We start from the raw sequence: 17,342 nt of genomic DNA on the forward strand, positions 1-17,342 counted from the left end.
TCTGATTATAGCACCTTATCAGTGTAAGTGCAAAAATTATCTACCTAAATCAGCCTAAAAAGTAACGTATAGAAGCAAATCCGTAGACCTTTGTTTCACTTATCGCATCAATCTGCTCTTGCGTGACAATCCCGCCAAGGGCAAAAATTTTGACATCTGTCATCCCTGCTATACTTTGCAAATCCTGCACACCTTTGGGTTCACCCTTGTCTGGAGACGAAAATACGGGACTGTACGTCACATAATCAGCTCCCATCGCCTCGGCTACATGTACTTCATCATGCGTATGTGTACTGATGATGACTTCAAGCCCCAGTTCTTTTGCCTTTGGAATATCATCAAACTGTTGTGATGTCAAATGCACACCATCTGCACCCAATTCCTTAGCCAAGTTATAATCTTGATGCAAAAACACCTTGAGTTCGTGCAGGGGTTTGCACATTTGCACAAAGTTTTGTGCTTCTATGGCGTAGTTTTCATTCTCTTTGTCACGGTAGAGTGCAAAATCAGGCATATATTTTCTGAGTTGAAAATAAGAAGGAGCGGATGTTATGAGGTACTTTTTCATTATTTTTTCAACAAAGGATTTTGAAAATCTATTTTCTGCACATCCACATTTTTTGCATAACGCTCTGCCATTGCACTGACATGATAATCCAGCCTGTCAAGCAAATAAAGTTCGGGTTTTGTATATTTTGCTTTTGCCTCTTCTATATAATTTTGCAAAAATGCCAAAGCTTCTGTTTCATCTTCAAACTTTATCTCGGCTATCATCTTTTGTATCATCTCATATTCATCCCCGCAGGCAGACAAAAAATCATAACTCAAATCCATAGTTTTAAGGTTGTGATGTGCTTTGGAAAAAGCGAAATGGTTATACAGCATACAGCCTACAAAGTATTCAATATCCGAGGGTTCATATTCGGAGTACTGATTTGCTTCTTTTGCAAAATGTTTATGCCAGATATCTAAAATCTTTTCTATTTTTTTATCCATTTTTTCTCTCTCTGTTTTTTATAATTTTTGTAAAAGTTCTTATGTTTTCGGGAAACGATGCTTTCGCTTCGTCTTTTAGGCTTTAAAGACTAAAGCCTAGATTAAAACCTCACTACCCTTAAGTTAAGCATTTTTTGGAACCGGTACTTCAGTCATAAGTATCTACACAACTTAAAACTCCATCTGCATAAAGTCATTGAGTTCTTTTTTAATGCTATGGAGTTCTTCAATATCATAAAGTTCAAGCATATCCATAGCAGAGAAGAAGTTCCATAAACCTGCTAACAGAGCCGGAGAGGTAGATATCTTCTTTCTTGCTACCAATCTCCCGCTTAATCGAACTAAAAACTTTCTAATTGCCAGCATGTTTTTACATATTTGTATGTTCAATTTCCCATACAAGCAAACAGGCATAAGAGGCAACAAACAAGCGTTTAAATATAGCCTGTGCACTCTCTTGCTGCCATTTTTCCAAATTAAACCCTGAGCTTTTTAACAGTTTAAAATACGTTTCTATATTCCATCTGTAATAATACCACAATCCTATCCTTGTTATATCAACATCTTTTGGAAGATTGCTTAACAGAAGCCAGGTAGCAACTGTATTGTTCTTCTCATCTATGAGTCTTTGGACTATAAATCTGTTTTTTATTGGCTTGCCTTTTACTTTTTGTTTTATTGTTTTACCTTGTGGCGTATCTGTCTTTTGATAGCTGTCTCTTGTTATAAGTATATCTACCGTATTAACATAAATTTTTACTTTTTTATTTTGATACTGTATAGTTTTTACATATTTGCCTTTATCCATTTTTTTGGACAACTCTTTTTGGGTAATATCTTCATCTTCATACCTGACTTTGACATTGTCTAATGCTCGTACTATATATAAATCCTCTTTTTGCAGTCCTCTGAAAAACCCCGCACTGTCTGCTTCTCTGTCAATTACATGTACAATTTTCTTTTGTATGTTGAGGGATTGATTGATATAAGCTATTCTTTGTGTTAATTCACCGAGATGGGTAAGATGACTCTTCATTGTAGGATTATAGCTTGAGAGCACTTTATCTTGTGTCTTTAGGTTCTGTACCAAGGGAAGGATTGGTTTGCCGCTGCTGCTCTCAATTGCAAGGGAACTTTGCAACTCATATCCTCTTGATGAAGCATTATTTACATTGCTTCTGCGTTTTCGTATACAATCTGTTTTTGCCGTATGGTTTTTATAATTTATGAGTGACCAGTCATGGGCTACAAGTATATATTCATCACTGCTTTTATTAATAGTTTTAATCCCTCTTGTAAGCATTGGCTCATTGAGTGACTCTATATCTACATGCTCATTATTGTAAAATCTCCAAGCACTTTGTGCTTGTGAAAATCCTTCAGTCTTTTGTAGCAGGTTTAATCCATTGGTACTGTGTTGTTTATGATTCATATGACTTTTTACCAGTCTCATATATCTTTTTTTTTAAACGCTCTTCCATTGCATAAACTCTCTTGTTTTTTAAAATCTTATGCAATATCTATTCCGCTTTCTTTGCTTTTTTGAGTTGTGTAGATACTTATGACTTCAGTGCCGGCTGTTGCAATAATCTTGCCACTCTCAGCCGGCACTGAAGTCATAAGTATCTACACAACTTAAAACTCCATCTGCATAAAGTCATTGAGTTCTTTTTTAATGCTATGGAGTTCTTCAATATCATAAAGTTCAAGCATATCCATAGCAGAGAAGAAGTTCCATAAACCTGCTAACAGAGCCGGAGAGGTAGATATCTTCTTTCTTGCTACCAATCTCCCGCTTAATCGAACTAAAAACTTTCTAATTGCCAGCATGTTTTTACTATTTGTATGTTCAATTTCCCATACAAGCAAACAGGCATAAGAGGCAACAAACAAGCGTTTAAATATAGCCTGTGCACTCTCTTGCTGCCATTTTTCCAAATTAAACCCTGAGCTTTTTAACAGTTTAAAATACGTTTCTATATTCCATCTGTAATAATACCACAATCCTATCCTTGTTATATCAACATCTTTTGGAAGATTGCTTAACAGAAGCCAGGTAGCAACTGTATTGTTCTTCTCATCTATGAGTCTTTGGACTATAAATCTGTTTTTTATTGGCTTGCCTTTTACTTTTTGTTTTATTGTTTTACCTTGTGGCGTATCTGTCTTTTGATAGCTGTCTCTTGTTATAAGTATATCTACCGTATTAACATAAATTTTTACTTTTTTATTTTGATACTGTATAGTTTTTACATATTTGCCTTTATCCATTTTTTTGGACAACTCTTTTTGGGTAATATCTTCATCTTCATACCTGACTTTGACATTGTCTAATGCTCGTACTATATATAAATCCTCTTTTTGCAGTCCTCTGAAAAACCCCGCACTGTCTGCTTCTCTGTCAATTACATGTACAATTTTCTTTTGTATGTTGAGGGATTGATTGATATAAGCTATTCTTTGTGTTAATTCACCGAGATGGGTAAGATGACTCTTCATTGTAGGATTATAGCTTGAGAGCACTTTATCTTGTGTCTTTAGGTTCTGTACCAAGGGAAGGATTGGTTTGCCGCTGCTGCTCTCAATTGCAAGGGAACTTTGCAACTCATATCCTCTTGATGAAGCATTATTTACATTGCTTCTGCGTTTTCGTATACAATCTGTTTTTGCCGTATGGTTTTTATAATTTATGAGTGACCAGTCATGGGCTACAAGTATATATTCATCACTGCTTTTATTAATAGTTTTAATCCCTCTTGTAAGCATTGGCTCATTGAGTGACTCTATATCTACATGCTCATTATTGTAAAATCTCCAAGCACTTTGTGCTTGTGAAAATCCTTCAGTCTTTTGTAGCAGGTTTAATCCATTGGTACTGTGTTGTTTATGATTCATATGACTTTTTACCAGTCTCATATATCTTTTTTTTTAAACGCTCTTCCATTGCATAAACTCTCTTGTTTTTTAAAATCTTATGCAATATCTATTCCGCTTTCTTTGCTTTTTTGAGTTGTGTAGATACTTATGACTGAAGTACCGGTTCCGAGAAAACATCTGTTTTTTGCGTATTATACTCAAGTATGATAAACTTATACTATGATAAAATTAAACAATGCCTCCTCCAAACAGTTACATGTAATCCTTCCAAATACAAACAAAGCATTGGCGGAGGTGTTGAAAAATGCCTCGCCTCAGGAGATGCAGACGCTGACACAGTCAAAAGATTTGGGCTCCGTCTTAGAAGCTTTATTGCAACGCTCTGTCAATTCAACAGCAAAACAGGATAAACTTTTGCTTGATTTGCTGCAGAACAATCCGACACTGAAAAATTTGACAAACATAAACTCGACACTCAAAGAACTCTTACAGACCTTACAACAGAACAAAAATCCGCTGCCCTTGGAAAAAACACTTGAAGGTTTTTTAACAGATATCAAAGAGATAAACCCAAAAGAGCTAAAAACAAAACTGCAAAATTCCGGTATTTTTTTAGAAGCAAACATAAAAAATTCACAAAACCCTAAAGAACTTTTTTCATCGGACTTGAAGGCTGTTCTTTTGCAAACCCATGAAGCATTGACGAATTCATCACAGCCAAATAAACACGAAATACTCAAACATATAGATAAACTTCTGCTTCAGATAGATTACAGCCAACTGCTTTCGCACCTGGCAAATGCCTCATCGCTTTATCTCCCCTATGTATGGGATGAACTTGAAGAGGGGAATATAACTGTAAAAAATGCAAAAAACAATAAATTTTTTTGCGATATCCATCTACAACTCAAAAACTACGGAGAGCTTGACCTGAGACTGGCACTTTTTCAGGACAATCAACTCAGTATAAATATAAGTACCCAAAATGAAACACTGAAATCTCTCCTGCAAAGCAATCTGCAAAACCTGAAAAAACAGCTTTTACATGTAAACATCCTGCCAAAAGAGATTCGCTTTGTTAACGTGCAGCAAAATGATTACGAAAAACAGATAAATGACGACCTGGAAATGGGATTTGAGGTAAAAGCATGAAAGAAAAAGCAGTCGCACTCAAATACAACAAAGAAAAAAACCAGGCACCTCTTGTGAGTGCCAAAGGGGAAGGCAAAACAGCACAAAAAATCATTCAGCTTGCCAAAGAAAACGGTGTTCCTCTCAAAAAAGACGAAGATTTAGTGGAACTGTTGTCCAAGGTGGAACTTGACAAAGAAATACCTCCGCAGATGTATAAGGCTATCGCTGAAGTTTTTAGCTTTGTTTATTCAGTTACAAGAGAAAAATCATAAACAAATTAAGCGGTTATATGATATTGTTATCATATATTTAATTTCTGGGAAGGTCAATTGTGGAAGAAGAGCTTACATGTAAAAACTTAAATGAAATACAGCTTGGTCAGCTTCACATCACTCCAAAAGAGTATGAAAAAATTCTTGACATTCAAAGTGCTGTTTTAAATAAACTGTCACTCAATGACGATTATGAGGATATCCTTCAGCATTTATGCCTGTTGACAGAACATCTGTTGCCAAATTCTGTCGCATCCATTATGCTTGTCAACAAAGAGACCGGTTTTATGAGTGTACTTTGCGCCCCTTCTATACCTGATTCAGGACGAAAAGCCTTGGAAAATCTCAAACCGGGACCCGGTGGCGGCTCTTGCGGCAATGCAGTCTTTCACAATAAGCCTCAGTATGTTTTAAATACATTTAAAGACAAAAGATGGGCTGATTTAAGACAGGTTGCCTATGATTACAATCTCTGTTCCTGCTGGTCCATGCCAATTGTCGATGAAAACAACAAAGCCGTCGGAAGCTTTGCCCTCTCCTCTTTTGAACATCGACTGCCGACGCCTTTTCACAAAAAACTTCTTGAAACAGCCGCATTTATTGTTAATATTGTATTAAAAAACAAAGAAATAGAGAACAAAATACAACATATGCTTTATTATGACAGTTTAACAGGACTGCATAACAAAACATATATAGACAAATTATTGAATGACACTCAGGAACATACTCTTTTAATTCTCGATATCAATAATTTCAGCTATATCAACAACACTTACGGTTTTTCTGTAGGCGACGCACTGCTCACCAATGTTGCAGATATTTTTACAGCAAAACTGCAATATCCGAAAATATGCAAGCTTGAAGCAGACAGGTTTGCCATTATTTTACATGCAGATGCCAATGTAGAACAAAATGTTAAAAAGATACAGGAGTATTTTTACACACATGAACTGCTTATAGATTCCATAGCCTTGAATATCTCTTTTTCCTACGGAGCTGCCACGGGCAGCACAAACCTTTTTAAACATGCGATTATCTCCTTGAAACATGCAAAAACAAGAGGCAGAAGTGCCCTCTATATTTTTGACAACAAGGAAGAAAATATTTTTTTTCAAAAAAGAAAAGAGTTTATTGAGGCAAACAATATTTTGCACAATGCCCTTATTTCAAATAATATTGTTCCTTTTTTTCAGGGTATACGGGACAATAACACCGGTGAAATTACAAAATTTGAAGCACTTGCCCGAATAAAAACAGAAAAAGAAATTTTTTCTCCCTACTTCTTTTTGAAACCTGCCCACTCCTCCGGTCTTCTGCCGGAAATCACCAAAATCATGATAGACAAAACTTTTGAAATTATGTCACATAATGAGTATATCTTTTCAATAAATCTTACAGAAGATGATTTGACACGTCACTATATTCTGGATTATTTAAATGAGAAATCTGCCAAATACAGTATAAACCCTTCCCGTGTTATTTTAGAGATACTTGAAGGCATCAGTGCAAGCGGAAAGAAAAACCATATCCAACAGTTAAATGCTTTAAAAGAAAAGGGATATGCCCTTGCTCTGGACGATTTTGGTATTGAATATTCAAACTTTGAAAGAGTCTTGGATCTTGATATAGACTTTTTAAAAATTGATGCAAAATATATAAAAGACATTGACACCAATCCAAAAAGTTATGAAATCACCAAAGCGATTGCATTTTTTGCAAAAAATGCCAATATCCCCTGTGTAGCCGAATTTGTACACAATGCCAGTGTGCAAAAGATTGTTGAAGACCTGGGCATTGAATACTCACAGGGATATCATTTCAGCAAACCCAGTCAAACACTTCCTAGCCCATAGGATATAAAATTTCCTGATGCACTTTATCGCAGGCGTCAAGCACTTCCTGTGAAAGTTCTACATCCATTGCCGCCAAACTTGCATCAAGTTGTGCCGGTTGCGTGGCACCTATAATAGTGGATGCAACAAAAGAAAACTGTTTGGACCAGGCAATTGCCATAGTTACCGGGTCAAGCCCTGCATCATGCGCTATTTTTAAATATTTTTGCGTCGAAGCGAGCGTCTTGTCATTAAGAAATCTTTGTGCCATGGCTCTTTGTCTTGCATTTTTTGATTGTACATACGTTGCAAATCTTCCTGTTGCATTATTTGTCTGATTGTATTTGCCGCTCAAGACTCCGCCTGCAAGCGGCGAATACGGCAAAAGCGAAATCTGCTCTTTTTCACAAAGCACAGCAAGTTCATCCAAAAATCTGCGATTTAAAAGAGAAAAATTGTTTTGAATGGACTCAAATCTGGCATATCCTTTGAATTCACTTGTCATTAATGCTTTTGAAGTACCGTAGGCCGTATCGTTGGACGTTCCTATATAACGCACCTTACCGCTTTGTACAAGTCTGTCAAAGGCTTTAAGACTCTCCTCAATCGGCACTACGGTATCCGGCCAGTGCATCTGATACAGATCTAGATAGTCAGTCCCCAAACGTTTAAGACTTCCCTCAACCGCCTTCTCAATATGAAAACTGTCTATTGCTGTCAGTCCGTGACGAACAGGCGGAACAAACCAACCGCTTGCAGCCCCTGCAACCTTTGTAGCAAGTATAACACTCTCACGCGGTTTTGTTTTGAGCCATCGGCCTACAATCTCTTCTGTCACTCCTGCAAGTTTGGCAGAAGGAGGTACAGGATACAACTCGGCTGTATCAAAAAAATTCACACCTGCTTCATAGGCTTTGTCCATTATTTCAAAAGCAGCCTTCTCATCAGGTGTCTGTGTCCCAAACGTCATAGTGCCAAGGCATATTGGACTGACTCTCAAGCCTGTTTTTCCTATATATCGAAACTCCATTATTTTAATTCTCCCCAGTTATCTCCGATATTTAAACTTGCCCGCAGAGGTATTTTGAGTTCTACAATATGATCCATAATATTTCGGAATCTCTCTCCGAGTACATCAACTTCTTTTGCATCAACTTCAAAAATCAGTTCATCATGAATTTGCAGTAACATTTTAGCCGGCAGTTTTTCCTCATTGATAATAGTATGGATTTTATTCATACTGAGTTTTATTATATCACTCACACTTCCCTGAAAAACAGTATTGACTGCTTCTCGCTCATAGGCAGCCTTGTACATCGGCGTGGCGTTTTCATAGTCAAAATAGCGTCTGCGTTTGAGTAATGTTTCTACATATCCCTGTTCTTTTGATTTTTCCACTATAGAACGAAAGTAGGCTTTAACTGTCGGAAAGGATGCAAAATACTTCTCTATAATTGCTTTTGCCTCTTTTGTTGGAATGCCCAGAGTATCTGAGAGTTTTTTCTGCCCCATTCCATATAAAAGTCCAAAATTAACGGTTTTTGCTATGTTTCTTTTTGCTTTTGCTTCCTCTTCACCGAATAATACCACAGCCGTCTGTAAGTGAATATCTTTGTCATGCATAAATGCATCCACCAAAACAGGATCCTGTGAAAAATGCGCCAAGAGGCGCAGTTCCATCTGCGAGTAATCAATACCAATGAGTTTTTTGCCCTCACCGGCTACAAATGCTCTACGGATTTTTGCACCCAGCGGTGTTCTTGTCGGAATATTTTGCAAATTCGGGTTTTTTGAGCTCAGTCTTCCTGTTGCTGTACCGGTTTGCACAAAAGAGGTATGAATTCTATGGTGTTCATCCTCATCCGCCAATTTTAAAAGCGGGTCAATATAGGTAGAGTAGAGTTTATGAACCTCACGATACTCCAGTAGTTTTGGGATGACGGGATGCTTCTCTTTTAAAGAACTGAGCACTTTTTCATCTGTAGAATAGCCTGTTTTTGTCTTTTTTCCCACAGGAAGCCCGAGTTTTTCAAAAAGTATCTTGCCGAGTTGCTGTGTTGAATTGATGTTAAACTCACTCCCCGCAAGTTCATAGATACTTTTTGTCAAGTGTTCGAGTGTCTCTTTTACCTCAATCAAAAACTTTTCTAAAAAGGCTGTGTCGACCTCTATCCCCTCCTCTTCCATTTTCAAAAGTGTATGAATAAACGGAATTTCAACTGTTTTTGCCTCTTCTATGAGGTGTGTCGCATCCTGGAGTTCCAGTTTTTGTAAAAAGAGTTTATAGAGTTTTCGTGTTATAAAAGCGTCCTCTGCGGCATACACACAGGCATCATCAAGTTCCACGGTAGAAAAGTTTTCCCCTTTTTTTACCGTATCTTTGAAATGCACCATTTCATGCCCTAGGAGTTTGTCAGAAAGTTTGTCCAGGCTTAAAGCAGATTCCGGGTTAATAAGCCATGCCAAAATCATACTGTCACAATATACAGGCAGCTCTTTTTCATCTAAAAAACGTAAAACAAAATGCAAATCAAATTTTATGTTATGACCCACTACACGAGAGTTGAAAATACGGCGCATAGCACTTCTGGCAACATCTTTGCTTACCTGATCAGCCACTCCCAAATAAAAATGCCCAAAAGGAACATAATAGGCTTCCTCATCATTAAAAGAAAAGCTAAAACCGACAAGTTTGTTTTTTATATAATCCAGTCCCGTTGTTTCCGTGTCAAAAGCAACAACTGTATCTGCATCGAGTTTGTCAAGAACCTTGTTCAACTCTGTTTCGTCCGTAAGCAGTGTCGCTTTAAAATCCAGTTTTGAAGCTTTTTCCTCACAGGACTCTTGCAGTTTTTTGGCGCTTTCCTGACGCTCGGGGCTGACCATGTTTTTTGCATGAAGTGTACGCAGAATTGCATTTTGTTCATACTTGACCAGTTCGTCATAAATATTTAAAAACGGATTTTCCACATCCATTTTATACTCTTCAAAATCAAAATCTTTGCACTCAAACACATCAGGATGCAAAGTTACCAACTCTTTTGACATATAAGCCTGTTCTTTTGACGCTATGAGCTTTTTTTGTGTCGCGCCCTTGATTTCGTCTATATGGGCATAAATATTATCAAGCGTGCCGTACTCTTTTAAAAGTTTCTCGGCACCGACTTTTCCTATGCCTTTGACACCGGGAACATTATCCGCACTGTCGCCGAGAATTGCCTGATAGTCTACAAACTGCTTGGGTGTTACGCCGTATTTGTCATAACATGCTTTTTCATTTACATATTTTCTTTTAATAGCATCGACAATAACGACTTTGTCGTCGTCTATGAGCTGGTAGAGGTCTTTGTCATGGGAAACGACTCTGACTTTGTATCCTTTTTCTTTTGCACATTTTACGACCGTGGCAATAATATCATCCGCTTCAAATCCGCTTTTTCCAAGTGTTTTATACCCCATCTTGTTTATCCATTCTATGGCAACGGGAAGCTGTTGTGTGAGTTCCGGCGGCGGCGCACTTCGGTTTGCTTTGTAATTGACATCTATTTCATTTCTGAAAGTATCGCCTTTGGAGTCTATGGCAAAAATGATATAGTCACTGTCATGCTCTTTTTGCAAACTCGAAATAAAATTGGTAAACCCGGTTAAAAGTCCGGTCGGGAAACCGTCTTTTGTACGTAAATGCTGAGGAAGTGCGTAAAAACTCCGAAAGAAAAATCCGAATGTATCTATGACTGTAACTGTTTTGCTCATGAAGAAACCTCTGCAGCATCAAGCATATCATTGATTGCCTCTTGCAGTATGCTTGAATCATAACCGGTATCTTTGGCACGTTTGAGTCCAAAATTAACTGCCTGTTCTGACAAAGGATTATTAACAGGAATGACAGTCTTGACTATATTCAAAGCAATAGCATACTCCTGTACCTCTTCCGGTGCACTCGAAGGATTGTCCGCATAACGAATCATTTCAACAAATTCTTTCTCAAAACTCCAGTGCTCAAAGATTTTTGCTGTTACCTGAGAACTTGTCACTTCTACATATGCTTTTTCCAGCTCTGCCAAATTGTTGGAATGCTCTGCTTCTGATTGAAAACTCACACCTTCATCTTCCTGGATGACATCACTTGCTATCAGAATTTTTCCTGTTTCTTGCAAAAATGCAGCCAAATACAATGTATCAGCCTTTTGTTTATCTATTTTTGCATACCATTTACGCATAAGCGTTGCCTGCATACTGGAGATTTCTGCAAATTTCTCACTTGTTACTCCGTAAGGTTGCATATCTACATTTAAAAGTTTACGCACAGAGTTTCCAAGCGCAATAGAGCGTGTCATGCTCATACCAAAAAGTGAAACAGCCTGTGCAACACTTTTAATCTCTCTCCCAAAACCATACAAAGGAGAATTGGCATGTTTAAGTAAATTGGCAACTATCATAGGATCACGTTCCACGACCTTGACCAAGTCACCGACACCTGCCTCTTCATCCGCATAAACCCGGTTAATGTCAATAATAGTTTTTGAAAGAGGAGGAAGCGATTTTATACTCTCAATAATTGAGCTCTTCATAAAATAAGCCTTTATTTTTCTTTTATTATAACATATTGTGCTAAAATGTTTTTAGAGCAAATACAACAAGGTTATGAGAATGAAAACATATGATGATAATTTAACCGGATTGACACAAGAAGAAGTGCAAGAACGCCTGAACAAATACGGCTACAATGAATTAAATGAAAAAGAAGAGAGTTGGCTGCATCGACTTTTACGACGATTTTGGGGACCTATTCCGTGGATGATTGAAACAGCTGCTGTTCTTTCTGCCATTGCACGCAGGTGGGAAGATTTTGCTGTCATCTTGTTTATGCTGCTTGTCAATGCTTTTGTTGATTTTTATCAAGAATCAAAAGCACTGAGTGCCATCGCCGTTTTAAAGAAAAAACTGGCAAGAAAAGCACTTGTACTGCGTGAGGGAACATGGCAGAATATTGATGCAAAAGAGCTTGTACCCGATGATATTATCAAAGTAAAAATAGGGGATGTTGTTCCGGCAGACTGTAAACTCCTGGGCGGCGGAGAGTTTTTGCAGGTTGACCAGTCTGCACTGACGGGAGAATCTCTGCCTGTCAACAAGCAGGCCCAAGAGGATCTCTATGCCAATGCTATTATCAAACAGGGTGAGATGATAGCACGTGTAACAGCTACAGGAATCAACACCTACTTTGGCAAAACGGTCGGTCTTGTCGCCAAGGCCGAAAAAGAGGAGCAGGGACATTTCCAGAAAATGGTTATCAAAGTGGGAGATTTTCTCATTGCTGTGACAGTTGTCCTTATAGGGATTATTATCTGGCATGGAGTCTCCAGAGGCGAGCCGCTTTTGGACCTGCTGATATTTGCACTTATTTTAACCATTTCGGCGATTCCTGTGGCGATGCCTGCGGTTTTAACAGTGACTATGGCACTGGGTGCCAGAGTCCTGGCAACCAAAGAAGCCATCGTTACAAAACTCTCAGCCATTGAAGAAGCAGCGGGCATGGACATTTTATGTTCAGACAAAACAGGCACGCTCACACAAAACATTATGAGTCTTGCCGAGCCGTATCTTGTCGGAGACTTTACACAGGAGCAGTTACTGCTTTATGCTGCATATGCCAGTAAAAAAGAGAATGAAGATCCCATAGAAAAACCGATTTTTGACTATATTGAGGCGCATCATCTCAGCAAAAAACTTCAAAAATCAAAAATGAAAAAGTTCATCCCTTTTGATCCGGTGCATAAAAAAACAGAAGGCGTCTTTGAGGATGGCTTCATTTATACCAAAGGGGCTCCCCAGGTTATTATAGAGTTATGTGATGAAAAAGAGTTTGATAAAAAAGAAGCCTACAAAAAGGTGGATGATTTTGCGCAAAAAGGGTTTCGCACACTTGGTGTGGCCTATAAAAAATGCGAAGAGGACTTCTACCATTTTGCCGGACTCATTCCGCTTTTTGATCCTCCGCGTGAAGATTCCAAAGAGGCCATAGCCGAAGCAAATGCCAAAGGTGTGGCAGTGAAAATGGTCACCGGTGACAATATCGCTGTTGCAAAATATATTGCCGGTATTTTAAATATCGGACAGGATATAGAAAACATCAAAGAACTCAAAGGACAGAGTACAAAAGAGTACATCTATCTTTCAGAAATTATCGTACGTTCAATATTGAAGACTTTGCAAAAAGATGCGGACAAAGAGGAAATTAAAAAAGAGGTAACCCAGATAGTCGAAGAAGTGCAAAAAGAGCTTGATGCGCAGCCGCTTCCTGAGGGAACTGTCCGTCAGCATGAGAGTGAAATTGTCAAAATTATTGAAAATGCCGACGGTTTTGCACAGGTTTTTCCGGAAGACAAATACTTTATAGTAGACAAGCTCCAAAAAGCAGACCATATTGTCGGTATGACCGGTGACGGGGTCAATGATGCTCCTGCACTTAAAAAAGCCGATTGTGGAATTGCGGTAAGCGGTGCGACTGATGCCGCGCGGGCAGCAGCGGATATTGTACTTATGGCTCCGGGTTTACATGTAATTGTAGATGCGATTGAGCAGGCACGTATTGTATTTGAGAGAATGAAAAGCTATGTTGTTTACCGTATAGCAGAAACCATTCGTATTTTGGCATTTATGACACTGGCTATTGTGGTGTTTGATTTTTACCCTATTACCGCGATTATGATCATTCTTTTGGCACTGCTCAATGATATTCCCATTATGGCAATTGCTTATGACAACACAAAAGTAGAGGAAAAACCGGTACGATGGGATATGAAAATCGTCTTTATTCTCTCGAGTTGGCTTGGAGTTGCCGGAGTGCTGAGTTCTTTTACCATCTTTTATATCACAATGGTCTATTTAAAATCACATCCCGATACAGCAATGTTCCTGCCGGAAGTTCCCTCATGGATCGATATGCATGATGATAAATCATTTTTGGGATTTGTCCAGACACTCTTCTTTGTGAAGCTTATTCTCGCCGGGCATTATACGATTTTTAACACCCGTATTGCTGACTGGTTCTTTAAAAAGCCGTATCCGTCATGGCCGCTTTTCCTGGCATCTTTTTTGACAGCACTCATCGGCACGGCCATAGGTCTGTACAGTTTTGGACTCATGACCCGTATTAACTGGCAGTGGGCCCTCTTTTTATGGGGCTATGTAAGCGTCTGGTTTGTATTTAACGACATGGTCAAACGCATAGTTGTCCGATATTATGAAAAACGCTATGGAGAGGAGGCCTTGTAATGAAAAAAGACATCTACAAACAAGAGTTATATGCCCTGCAGGTTGAACTTGTGAAATTTCAAAAAGAGGTCATTGCAAAAAACTTAAAAGTATGTGTGATTTTTGAAGGTCGTGACGCTGCCGGAAAAGACGGTATGATAAAACGTTTTACAGAGCACTTAAGCCCCAGAGATGCCAGAGTGGTCGCACTTGGAAAACCCAGTGATGTAGACAAAAAATCATGGTATTTTCAAAGATATGTCCAGGAACTTCCTGTTGGAGGGGAAATGGTCTTTTTTAACCGCAGCTGGTACAACAGAGCCGGCGTAGAAAAAGTAATGAATTTCTGCACACAAAAAGAGTATGAACATTTTATGAAAGAGGTTGGCAATTTTGAGCACCTCTTGGTCAATGCGGAAATTATTTTCATCAAATATTATCTTGATATTTCCAAAGAGGAGCAGAAAAAAAGACTGCAGGAGAGAAAAAAAGACCCGCTCAAACAGTGGAAACTCAGCCCGATTGACGAACAGGCACAAAAACACTGGAAAGCCTACTCAAATGCGCGCGATGAGATGTTTAACAAAACCTCCTTTGTCTTTGCCCCCTGGTATGTTGTACACAGTGATGACAAAAAAACAGCACGGATCAATACCCTCAAACATTTTTTATCACAGGTTGATTATAAAGACAAGAACAAAGAGTGTTTACGCTTTGATCACAGTGTCGTATGCCTTTTTGATGAGAGCTGTTATACAAAAGGATTAATTTATAAATGAGTTTAAATATTGATTTGGTACATTTTCTGGTTGTCACTGTTTTTAGCTTTTTGGTCGGACTCGAAGTCAAATCATACAGAAAACAGTATATTACTTCCAAAACAGAAAATCTTTTCTTTGGAGATGTACGCACCTACAGTTTTGTAGGAATTTTAGGCTTTGTTTTATTTGCGGTTGATTCGAGTCTGCATATTCTGTATGCGGGAGGTTTTTTGTCAATTACACTCTTGTATGCCCTGCTCTATCAAAAAAATCTTCAAGAAAACCAACGCAGTATTTTACTCTACATTGTTATGCTCCTTGTCTACTCTTTTGGCGCTCTGATTCAGACAGAGGCCTTATGGATGACAGCACTTCTGTATGTCAGTATTGTCTTTATATTGAATGTCAACAAAGGTGTTGAGAAGTTTACACAAGAGATCAATATCAGCGAATTTGAAACATTAAGCAAAATGATACTCCTCTCTGTCGTCATCCTGCCTCTGCTTCCCGATACAAAAATAATTCCCTACATTCCGCTCTCTCCTTTTAAAATATGGTTGGCTGTTGTAGTGATCTCAGGTATCAGTTACAGTGGATATATACTGCAGAAATACTTTTTTCCCTCCAAAGGCTACTACCTGACAGGAATTTTTGGCGGTTCCTACTCTTCGACGGCAACAACTGTTGTCCTGGCAAGGAAGGCAAAACAGCTGCAAGGATATGCCGTCATAGATGCAGCGATTATTTCGGCAACCGCGGTAATGTATCTGCGTCTCATTGTTATTGCCTTGATTTTTAATATTGAGATTGGAAAAAGTCTGCTTTTTCCTTTTATACTCCTGGCACTTACAGGATTTCTGATTTCTCTGTTTTATTTGAAAAGCGAACAAAAAACACAGGAAAATGTTGAAATTGTCGACCACAATCCCTTGGAACTCAAAACTGCTTTTTTGTTTGCCTTTTTGTTTGTTGCCATGATTGTCATTACCCATTTTGTGACAAAACATTACGGAACATCAGGCCTGGAAATACTCTCTTTTTTAGTCGGATTTACCGATATTGATCCTTTTATACTCTCTATACTGACAGGCAAGTTCTCTATCGAAAACACCCAGACAACTGCCGCTATAATGATTGCCGCAGGAAGCAACAACCTCCTTAAAGCTATTTATGCCTTATGGTTTGGTACAATAAAAAATACCTATAAATCGGCACTGTGGATTTCTCTCTTAGGTGTCATTACCATCGTATGGGGACTCTATTTTGAACATATATTGTAAGGAATGATAAATGAAAATGAAAAAAACCGTTTTACCCTGGGAACATCCAAAACTGCAAGAAGAAGACCCGCAGTCGTTAGAACTGATAAAAACCATTATGCAAAGCCCGACATATGCGATGGCGGAAGAAGACAAAGAGTTTATCAACTCTTATGAGGCAAGAGGTGTCCGACTCGAACTTGATTATCTCAAACCGGAACTCCAAATGAACAAACACGGCATAGAACATACCATAGTTGTCTTTGGAAGTGCACGGATTGTCGAAAAAGAGACTGCAATGAAACGGCTTTCTGCCATTGGGGAAATGCTGCAGAAAAAACCCAACAACAGAGACCTCTTACATGAACTCTATGTTGCAGAACGGATGGTTGGCAAAAGTATTTACTATGATGATGCCAGAAAATTCGGTCAGCTTGTAGGAAAAAGCGGAAAGAGTGCTGAGGACTGCCGTGTCACCGTGATGACCGGAGGCGGTCCCGGCATTATGGAAGCAGCAAACCGCGGTGCGTATGATGTCGGAGCCAAAAGCATAGGACTCAATATCAAACTGCCGCATGAGCAGTATCCTAATCCTTATATTACCCCTGATTTGTGCTTTTTGTTTCACTATTTTGCCATCAGAAAACTGCATTTTTTAAACCGTGCAAAAGCTTTGGTGATTTATCCGGGCGGATTTGGAACTTTTGATGAACTGTTTGAGACACTGACACTGATTCAAACAAGAAAATCACAGACAATCCCTGTTGTGCTTGTCGGCAAAAGCTACTGGAACAAAGCAATAGATTTTGAATTTTTAAAAGATGAGGGTGTCATTGCACCGCAGGATACAGAGATCATTACATTTGCAGACAATGCAGAAGAAGCATGGGAATACATTCTCTCATGGCATCAAGAACAGGGAACACCACTCTACAGCTAAAAGGCAGTCAT

15 protein-coding genes are annotated in these 17,342 nt (G+C 38.6%); 7 read left to right on the forward strand and 8 right to left on the reverse strand.

The features are described from left to right. Positions 1–49 precede the first annotated feature (49 nt). From ETP70_RS07365 to ETP70_RS07385, 5 genes are all read right to left on the reverse strand, one after another. Positions 50–568 carry a thiamine phosphate synthase gene (locus ETP70_RS07365; protein WP_151900579.1) on the reverse strand — a complete coding sequence of 173 codons (519 nt, stop codon included), beginning with the start codon at positions 566–568 and terminating at the stop codon, positions 50–52. Next, positions 568–996 (reverse strand): hypothetical protein, encoded by a 429-nt coding sequence (locus ETP70_RS07370; protein ID WP_151900580.1) that lies wholly within the window; start codon positions 994–996, stop codon positions 568–570. The genes ETP70_RS07365 and ETP70_RS07370 overlap by 1 nt, the downstream gene beginning before the upstream one ends. Positions 997–1,167: 171 nt before the next feature. Continuing rightward, on the reverse strand, positions 1,168–1,362 hold the full coding sequence (locus ETP70_RS07375) for a hypothetical protein (protein ID WP_151900581.1): 195 nt from the start codon (positions 1,360–1,362) through the stop codon (positions 1,168–1,170). Positions 1,363–1,366: 4 nt separating this feature from the next. After that, the gene (locus tag ETP70_RS07380; protein ID WP_188109961.1) at positions 1,367–2,428 is read right to left on the reverse strand and encodes a transposase; all 1,062 of its coding nucleotides are present in this window, start codon (positions 2,426–2,428) and stop codon (positions 1,367–1,369) included. A gap of 203 nt (positions 2,429–2,631) precedes the next feature. Further along, positions 2,632–3,891, reverse strand: coding sequence for a transposase (locus tag ETP70_RS07385; RefSeq protein ID WP_188109950.1), 1,260 nt, complete (start codon positions 3,889–3,891; stop codon positions 2,632–2,634). A gap of 201 nt (positions 3,892–4,092) precedes the next feature. Here ETP70_RS07385 and fliK point away from each other — a divergent pair, with 201 nt between their 5' ends. Genes fliK through ETP70_RS07400 form a run of 3 tightly spaced genes read left to right on the forward strand, consistent with a single transcriptional unit; the run spans position 4,093 to position 7,135 of the window. Beyond that, a complete protein-coding gene (fliK, locus tag ETP70_RS07390) occupies positions 4,093–5,025 on the forward strand; it encodes a flagellar hook-length control protein FliK (RefSeq protein ID WP_151900583.1) in 933 nt (310 codons plus the stop codon). After that, complete coding sequence (locus ETP70_RS07395) at positions 5,022–5,279, forward strand: EscU/YscU/HrcU family type III secretion system export apparatus switch protein (protein ID WP_151900584.1); 258 nt, start codon at positions 5,022–5,024, stop codon at positions 5,277–5,279. Before fliK ends, ETP70_RS07395 begins: the two co-directional genes overlap by 4 nt. Positions 5,280–5,338: 59 nt before the next feature. Then, positions 5,339–7,135, forward strand: a complete 1,797-nt coding sequence (locus ETP70_RS07400; protein ID WP_151900585.1) for a sensor domain-containing diguanylate cyclase — start codon at positions 5,339–5,341, stop codon at positions 7,133–7,135. Here ETP70_RS07400 and ETP70_RS07405 read toward each other — a convergent pair. The 3 genes from ETP70_RS07405 to ETP70_RS07415 are packed head-to-tail and all read right to left on the reverse strand — an operon-like array spanning position 7,125 to position 11,685. Further along, positions 7,125–8,144, reverse strand: a complete 1,020-nt coding sequence (locus ETP70_RS07405; RefSeq protein WP_151900586.1) for an aldo/keto reductase — start codon at positions 8,142–8,144, stop codon at positions 7,125–7,127. The two genes, ETP70_RS07400 and ETP70_RS07405, sit on opposite strands and share 11 nt — an antisense overlap. Further along, entirely contained in the window at positions 8,144–10,867 is a 2,724-nt protein-coding gene (gene polA, locus ETP70_RS07410; protein ID WP_151900587.1) for a DNA polymerase I, read from the reverse strand. The genes ETP70_RS07405 and polA overlap by 1 nt, the downstream gene beginning before the upstream one ends. Then, positions 10,864–11,685 carry an HDOD domain-containing protein gene (locus ETP70_RS07415; protein WP_151900588.1) on the reverse strand — a complete coding sequence of 274 codons (822 nt, stop codon included), beginning with the start codon at positions 11,683–11,685 and terminating at the stop codon, positions 10,864–10,866. Before ETP70_RS07415 ends, polA begins: the two co-directional genes overlap by 4 nt. 79 nt (positions 11,686–11,764) lie before the next feature. On the opposite strand from ETP70_RS07415, the gene ETP70_RS07420 reads away from it, so the two are divergent. From ETP70_RS07420 to ETP70_RS07435, 4 genes are read left to right on the forward strand one after another with little or no spacing between them, the layout of a single operon-like run. After that, positions 11,765–14,392, forward strand: a complete 2,628-nt coding sequence (locus ETP70_RS07420) for a plasma-membrane proton-efflux P-type ATPase (protein ID WP_151900589.1) — start codon at positions 11,765–11,767, stop codon at positions 14,390–14,392. Further along, positions 14,392–15,150 (forward strand): polyphosphate kinase 2, encoded by a 759-nt coding sequence (ppk2, locus tag ETP70_RS07425; RefSeq protein ID WP_151900590.1) that lies wholly within the window; start codon positions 14,392–14,394, stop codon positions 15,148–15,150. Before ETP70_RS07420 ends, ppk2 begins: the two co-directional genes overlap by 1 nt. Next, positions 15,147–16,412 carry an MgtC/SapB family protein gene (locus ETP70_RS07430; protein ID WP_151900591.1) on the forward strand — a complete coding sequence of 422 codons (1,266 nt, stop codon included), beginning with the start codon at positions 15,147–15,149 and terminating at the stop codon, positions 16,410–16,412. Before ppk2 ends, ETP70_RS07430 begins: the two co-directional genes overlap by 4 nt. 10 nt (positions 16,413–16,422) lie before the next feature. Then, a complete protein-coding gene (locus tag ETP70_RS07435) occupies positions 16,423–17,331 on the forward strand; it encodes an LOG family protein (protein WP_151900592.1) in 909 nt (302 codons plus the stop codon). Positions 17,332–17,342: the final 11 nt, after the last annotated feature.

Origin of the sequence: Sulfurimonas hydrogeniphila (assembly GCF_009068765.1) — a bacterium.
GTDB classification, from domain to species: domain Bacteria; phylum Campylobacterota; class Campylobacteria; order Campylobacterales; family Sulfurimonadaceae; genus Sulfurimonas; species Sulfurimonas hydrogeniphila.

Coding starts and splice junctions, on each gene's coding strand:
- ETP70_RS07365 (WP_151900579.1), bottom strand. CDS start 568: ATGAAAAAGTACCTCATAACATCCGCTCCTTCTTATTTTCAACTCAGA.
- ETP70_RS07370 (WP_151900580.1), bottom strand. CDS start 996: ATGGATAAAAAAATAGAAAAGATTTTAGATATCTGGCATAAACATTTT.
- ETP70_RS07375 (WP_151900581.1), bottom strand. CDS start 1,362: ATGCTGGCAATTAGAAAGTTTTTAGTTCGATTAAGCGGGAGATTGGTA.
- ETP70_RS07380 (WP_188109961.1), bottom strand. CDS start 2,428: ATGAATCATAAACAACACAGTACCAATGGATTAAACCTGCTACAAAAG.
- ETP70_RS07385 (WP_188109950.1), bottom strand. CDS start 3,891: ATGAATCATAAACAACACAGTACCAATGGATTAAACCTGCTACAAAAG.
- fliK (WP_151900583.1), top strand. CDS start 4,093: ATGATAAAATTAAACAATGCCTCCTCCAAACAGTTACATGTAATCCTT.
- ETP70_RS07395 (WP_151900584.1), top strand. CDS start 5,022: ATGAAAGAAAAAGCAGTCGCACTCAAATACAACAAAGAAAAAAACCAG.
- ETP70_RS07405 (WP_151900586.1), bottom strand. CDS start 8,144: ATGGAGTTTCGATATATAGGAAAAACAGGCTTGAGAGTCAGTCCAATA.
- polA (WP_151900587.1), bottom strand. CDS start 10,867: ATGAGCAAAACAGTTACAGTCATAGATACATTCGGATTTTTCTTTCGG.
- ETP70_RS07415 (WP_151900588.1), bottom strand. CDS start 11,685: ATGAAGAGCTCAATTATTGAGAGTATAAAATCGCTTCCTCCTCTTTCA.
- ETP70_RS07420 (WP_151900589.1), top strand. CDS start 11,765: ATGAAAACATATGATGATAATTTAACCGGATTGACACAAGAAGAAGTG.
- ppk2 (WP_151900590.1), top strand. CDS start 14,392: ATGAAAAAAGACATCTACAAACAAGAGTTATATGCCCTGCAGGTTGAA.
- ETP70_RS07430 (WP_151900591.1), top strand. CDS start 15,147: ATGAGTTTAAATATTGATTTGGTACATTTTCTGGTTGTCACTGTTTTT.
- ETP70_RS07435 (WP_151900592.1), top strand. CDS start 16,423: ATGAAAATGAAAAAAACCGTTTTACCCTGGGAACATCCAAAACTGCAA.